Below are 6,465 nucleotides of genomic sequence, written 5' to 3'. Positions count from 1 at the left end.
ATCCTCCCGTTCCGTTGAATAAAGCGCTATTCAATAACAGGGGACAATGGAATTACAAGACTGGTATCTTATGGCTTTAATCTTTAACTTCCGGGAAGTTGTCCTTTGATTCCAGTCATATATAACGCTGTTATTTATTTATCTATTGATGCAATCCACCCTTGTGGTACATTTAGCCCATGCCACGTTTAGCCAGACTTGATATTGCCGGGCTGCTTCAGCACGTTATAGTGCGCGGAATTGAACGGCGCGATATTTTAATGACGATTGCGACCGTCAACTCTTTGTTGCAAGATTCGTTTCCCTTCTCTCCGAAACCGGCGTCCGCTGCTATGCATGGGCACTTTTGTCAAATCATTTCCATCTATTATTGATGCCAACGACCACTCCGTTGTCGCACTTCATGCGCAGACTTCTGACCGGATATGCCGTTTCTTTCAACCGCCGGAACAAGCGTTCCGGGCACTTGTTTCAGAATCGTTACAAGTCCATCGTCTGTGAAGAAGAACCCTGCTTGCTGGAACTGGTCAGGTACATTCATCTCAATCCGTTAAGGCGGGAACGGCGAAACGCTTGGAAGAGCTGGACATCTAACCCTAAAGTGGCCATACGATTCTGCTCGGCCACCGGCAGTTGAGTGGTCAGGTGATCGACCCTGTTCTTGAGCGATTTGGCATGAGGGTCAAGACGGCGCGGCAAATTATCGAGAATTTATCGCGGATGGAATCAAAACCGGTCGCCGTGATGATCTGGTTGGAGGCGGCCTTAAACGGTGCCAGGGCGAGCGTCCAAATCACGAATATGAAAGTTACGATGAGAGGGTATTGGGTGGGGGTGTATTTGTCGATAGCCTGAAAGAGGATTTCAAGCTTCGGGAGAAGATGAAGAGAGTCGTCGCTCTCACGCAGCTGTTGACGATTGTTTCAGCCGCATTGACGCTTGATCCGGATTTAGTCAGGAAACCAAGCAAAAGCAGGGCGCCAACAGCGGCACGCGAGATCATCTGCCAACTGGCCATCTATAAATTCGGTTATACCGGTAGCGAAGTCGGGCAGTTTCTGCACTTGGTGCCGACCGGAGTTAGTCTGGCGTCAAGGCGTGGCGAGAAGATTTTGAAAGAAGATTTAGTGTCCTCGAAGGTCATCCTGAGTACAATAGAAAAATAGATAACAGCGACCCTAAAGCCCCTATAGATTTACGAGAAAATTTTTCCAATAGAAAAATAGCAAGCAGCGTCCCTATAGATTTCCGATGGTAGGTTTTGAAATGAGAGTAACCATCGAAGGACCTATAGATATCGATATCGCGACGAGTTACGAGAAAGGCTATAAAGTTAGAATGACCGACATAGAGGGGAGCTGGACGGACTACTTTGTCTTCGACGGCGACAGCTGGCTCTGGTACGGAAACCAGCGATGGCTTGAAATACCAGAGGAGCATCTTTCTTTTGCCCATATGCAGATCTACTTCCAGGGTGATCCCCTTATCGAGACCGGCTTCTGTCTTGATACCGATGACGACTATAACTATGCCTATGACCGGGGAGTCAGGTCGCTCATCTACACCGGACCTGGTCTGCCGGCCGGGGGTGTGGTTATGGGACATCTCTACCCCCGTAATGATTTCGGCATCTACGGTCCGAATGGCTTGAGTGTACAAAATGTCAATTATATTTTTACTGATGACACTGTCCTTGGAAGTATCGTCGACAATAGCGAGTATACTGTCCGGCTCTACGAAGAAACAGCAGCTGTTGTCAGTCTGGACAAAAGTACTCCCGTCCAGACCTACACATTCACCAACCCCAAACGGCCGTATCTGAACAGCGAACTTAGCGCTTCGATGTTCCCGACCCTGATTACCCCAAAAGACCAGAACCTCGCCTCTCTTAATATCGGCGGTGAAATTCCGGTTGCCTGGAATCCCTCGCCCGCGTTCGTCGTCGACCATGTGAAGTTGTGGTGGAGTGACGTCAACGGTACTGATTATGAGACCAAATCGTATCTGTTGACCACCGCAACTTCCGAGCCTACCACCTCGACGACTCTTGACACAAAAGACCTTCCACCAGCCAACGGCCGGGCCTATCTCTTCATGTGGGGTGAAGATAAAAACGGCCGCGGCCACCTGTCGACCAATTGGCACTTCGGCGACGATACGGCCACTACCTATCCCGGCACTACCCCCACTCCCGATCCCGGCTTCACCCCCACCGAGCTTGTATGCGGTTATGAGTCAGGCTGGGTTGATACAGCCGCTGGCGGCGAGCCGATCACCCCCAATAGTTTTGCCGACTACGAGACTGTGGTAACCGACTGCGGCACCGCCCTGCCCTTCACCGTGGCCAATGTTGCCGGCAGTACTTTTGCAAGCGATTCGGAAATGAATACTTTTAATAATTCTGCGAATGACGGGACAGCGAACGATCCTAAAACCGGGGTCTATCAAGAGGGTTCCGAGACTTTTAACTTTACATGGTATATTGAAGACGCTACCTGTACCAATTGTACTCATAGCTACCTGGTTATCTATAGCGATAAAACCGTGGATCCAAACCTGCCTATCGATTGGCTCAGGGAAACATATGCATTAACAGGTGAAGTCGGCAGCAGCTATTCTTTCGTCATCTATAATGAACAATCCAATTTCAGTGACACCTATCGCTCTACAGGAGCTGATGGTGAAATTTGGAGTATTACAAGGGTCAAGCAGCAGTAAGCTGAAACTTATTCTTAACTGCTCAAGTCTCCTGATAAAGGGGGCTTGAGCAGTTTTTTTTGCAGTTCAGACAAACAGACAATACCTCGATTAGAGGGACCATCAGTTAACATCTGGGGAGTTCCGGGTAGAGTAGAAAGCAGGTTTCACCCTACCCTCCCTCATCAAACCGTGCTTGCGGTTTTCCCGCACACGGCTTTCCGATGTTCTTCACTGAGATCGGAGATCGGGGGACAGTTTATGAGATCGGGGTAGAGTTTATTTAACTCCCCGCCCCTCCAAAACCACCCGATACAAATTTAAAAAATTAACCGGCGGCAATAACAACGGCGGCAAACCCCGAACGACGGGTAATACGACGGGTAATATCTGCCAACGCCTCCCGCAAAAACGGAAAAAGAATCGCCGCGCAATTCACATTCACGACCTCCTCCATGCAAGCCGCGAGACGCTGGCCGCAACGCAGTCGTTGGCGGCTCAGGAGAGCGGGAAATAAAAGGACGCGCATTCCCCTTCTTTGCCTTTGGCCCGGACCCGCCCGCCGTGACGCTGTATGATCTTTTGTACGATCTACTGCCGGGTTTGGGTTTTGAAATATCTGACCAGCGTGGCAAGGTTACTGAAGCACTGAATCGAGCAGCGCTTTTTTATCCTGTTCATACCGGGATTGATCAATTTCACCGCGTTCAAAGCGGCCGCGAAGAATCTGCAAGAGCTGTTCTGCTTCACGCTCTTCCTTGATATCGGCGTCGCCCGTCGGGGTCGCTTGCCATTGCGCCATCAGCCGCAAACGTTCAGCTTCGGCCCGGATATCGACCAGATCCATCTTTAACTCGGCATTGCCGATCCAGTGGGTGTAGGCGGGGTTCTGATGATAAGCGCCCTTAACCGTGCGCGCAAAATCATATTTTTGCATTTTGAACAGCAATCGTTCGATGTGGGACGTATCCTCATAGAGCATCTGACTGTCGGTGACCAGTTCATGGCCACGCAGCGGGTGAGCCGGTCGCTCTTGTGGCGAAGGACTGAGCAACCCGGCATCATTGAGCTCGCGCACGATTTTCACCGCCTGCGCGACGATCGCCCGACTCTGCTCACGAATTGCATCACCACTGGTCAACTCACGCCGGGCAAAAGCCGGAGCGTGGCACTCGCTGCAGATGGCGACCATAAAACCACGGCTTTTGACGGCATCGGCAGGGGGATAAGGTGCACCGCCCGGCGTCATCGTCAGACCACCGGAAACATTATGAGTTCCAGCGGGCATGTGACAGCGCTGACAATCGGGACCAACATCAGGTCCGGCACTGTTGTTCAGCGCACCGTGCAGCGAAGTCTGCCACATCTCCCATTGAGGATGGTCCGGGCCCATGTGACATTTCGCGCAGATCGCCGGATCACGGGCGATTTTCCCATCGGTCAGATGATTGGTGTGACAGGTCGCACAGGACGATTCAACCAGATGACACCGATTACACCCCAGCTCGCCGATCTCGCTTGATTGTTTAAGAAAACGCGCGCAATGTACCTGCGAAACAGGGATATCACTCCCCTCTTCATGGCAGAAACGGCATTCCCGTTTGTCGCGTCGGGGCATATTACGCGTACACCCCCAGCCACTATGTAAACCCATCCCGTGGCGGCTGCTCTGATGTTCATCCAACTGCTGCTCGTGGCAACGTCCGCACACCGTGGCCGTGACTTTTGCATCCCCCGCAACAATCGCCTGATGATCTTCACCATGGCAATCGGCGCAAAATACTTTATCAGCATGTGCACTGCCACGCCACTGCTTCACGGCGCCCGGCGTCTCTTTGGTGTGGCAAGGAATACAGTTTTCCGCAGCAGCACCAACGACAGACGACACTATCATGACAAACAAAACGCTCATCAGCCGGGTCATTTATTTCTCCACTTGCAATTTGCGTTGGCGATACTCTTGGGGGGAGATCAAGCCTTTACCACGCCACGACCGGAGCACCCGGATCTTGCTTTCAGCTTCGCTGGATACGGTCGCCGGAAGCTCTTCCACTAAACCATCGATCACCAACAGTTGTTTTCCTGCAACCAGCGCGACGCGCCCGCCGACAGGTGAAAACCGCGGAATAACCTGCGCCGCAAAGCGGGCGAACGGAAGCTTGTCGCGATAAAGGACATCATCGATGACCAGCCATTTTTCGCCCGCCGAAAGCGCGATCAAACGACCTGCTGATCGATACGCCAGCTCCGGGGTTGCGTTCCACAGCGACTGGCGAAGGATGCTCCCCTGTCCGTCACCGTAAAGAACGTCTTCCCCCTGATTGATGAATCGCCCGCTGTTCGCGGTGGACAATCGACCGGCAAGGATCGTGTTCCGGGGGGTTCCAAGGGGGAGATGCACAAACTGAAAGTAGGCTGGAAACATCGGAGGTGCATTGATTTTCGAAAAAACAATCTCATCCCCCCAGGGCGACAGATCGAAGAAAAAGAGCGAACTGTTTTTGTCAATCGCTTGCATATGAAAAGGACTGAGGGTTGTGTCAACCAGAGGGACAACAACGGTGGCGGACAAATCACGCCACTCGACATATCCAGCCTGGAAACTCGTACCGAAACTGTAGTCCGTCATCAGCTCGTAGCTCGCCAGAATCCGGCCATCCTGCCCCCAGAAAAATTGACGGCAGTTGCCCTTGATCTCGGTTTTCGCAAGCTGGCGACCATTTAAATCAACAACACGCAACAGCGTTCCCTGTTTCGCGGGGGTCGCAAATACGACGGCTTCTCCGTCGGGTGCCCATGCCAGAGCGGTCAGCGTGGATTCATGGTTCAGGCGTTGTCGCGTCCCGCTGTCCACGTCGATGATTGTCAAACCGCTATCATTCACCGCCAGTTGTTTGCCATTATCCGCCCACGCCAGGGGGGAACCGGAAGTTATCGTCCCCAGCGTGCGGACTGACAAAGGTGTTACCAGTGCTGTCACCGGAGGCTGCGCCGGGATGCAGGCAGTCAACCAGCAGACACTGAGTAATATGCCAAGCGGTGAATGAAGAATCGAGCGGAGAAGCAAAAAACTGTTTTTGGAATGATGCAAATTATTCACGACACTTTTCGGCAAGGTCAATGAGACGGTCGGCATCAAGGATGTTGATCGTCCGGCCATTAACTTCGATGACCGCGTCATCGGCAAGTTTGCGCAAGGTGCGCGACAACGTTTCGCCGACCGTCCCGAGATTGGACGCCAGCTGCGCTTTGGAGATCGGGAGCTGGACAACGGAGCACTCTTCACCAGCCAGTTCGAGTAGATAGTGGGCCAGGCGCGCGGGAACATCCTTGAACGTCAGCGATTCAATCTGCGTCGCGAATTGCCGCAGGAAACGCGACAGCCCGGCGATCATATTCAATGCAATGCGTGGATTTGAAGACAACAAGGAAAGAAAGTCACGTTTGGGGAAAAACATCAACTGCGACTTTTCAAGCGGTTCGGCATGAGCCGGATAAGCCCCGTCAGCGAAGATTGCCGCCTCGGCAAAGGTGTCGCCGGGATGAACGATATGAAGGATACGTTCCTTCCCCTCGGGGGACAGTTTATAGACCTTGACCTTGCCAGAGGCAACGACATAAAAGCCTCTGGCTTCCTCCCCTTCAGAGAAAAGCAGATCCCCCCTGGAATGCTCACGAATTGTACAAACGCCCTGCAACGCAGCCAGATCAGCGTCGTCCGTTCCGGCAAAGAGGGGGCATTTTTTCAGTAACTCTTTCGTCGTCATG

5 protein-coding genes and 1 pseudogene are annotated in these 6,465 nt (G+C 52.4%); 2 read left to right on the top strand and 4 right to left on the bottom strand.

The features are described 5' to 3' along the window. Nucleotides 1-179 precede the first annotated feature (179 nt). Nucleotides 180-1,166: pseudogene (locus tag K0A93_07175) on the top strand (transposase). A gap of 85 nt (nt 1,167-1,251) precedes the next feature. Next, a complete protein-coding gene (locus K0A93_07170) occupies nt 1,252-2,718 on the top strand; it encodes a hypothetical protein (GenBank protein ID MBW6511883.1) in 1,467 nt (488 codons plus the stop codon). Nucleotides 2,719-3,025: 307 nt separating this feature from the next. Here K0A93_07170 and K0A93_07165 read toward each other — a convergent pair whose 3' ends face one another. The 4 genes from K0A93_07165 to K0A93_07150 form a co-directional block, all read right to left on the bottom strand. Then, entirely contained in the window at nt 3,026-3,226 is a 201-nt protein-coding gene (locus K0A93_07165) for a protein-export chaperone SecB (GenBank protein ID MBW6511882.1), read from the bottom strand. 108 nt (nt 3,227-3,334) lie between these two features. Beyond that, nucleotides 3,335-4,621: a hypothetical protein gene (locus tag K0A93_07160; GenBank protein MBW6511881.1), complete on the bottom strand. Its 1,287-nt coding sequence runs from the start codon at nt 4,619-4,621 to the stop codon at nt 3,335-3,337. Further along, nucleotides 4,622-5,677 carry a hypothetical protein gene (locus tag K0A93_07155; GenBank protein MBW6511880.1) on the bottom strand — a complete coding sequence of 352 codons (1,056 nt, stop codon included), beginning with the start codon at nt 5,675-5,677 and terminating at the stop codon, nt 4,622-4,624. It abuts the gene before it with no gap. 112 nt (nt 5,678-5,789) lie between these two features. Continuing rightward, complete coding sequence (locus K0A93_07150; GenBank protein MBW6511879.1) at nt 5,790-6,464, bottom strand: Crp/Fnr family transcriptional regulator; 675 nt, start codon at nt 6,462-6,464, stop codon at nt 5,790-5,792. Nucleotide 6,465: the final 1 nt, after the last annotated feature.

Source organism: Desulfuromonadaceae bacterium, assembly GCA_019429445.1.
Taxonomy (GTDB): Bacteria; Desulfobacterota; Desulfuromonadia; order Desulfuromonadales; family JAHYIW01; genus JAHYIW01.
The sequence above is the reverse complement of the archived record's forward strand: the minus strand, read 5'-3'. Positions and strand labels throughout refer to the sequence as shown.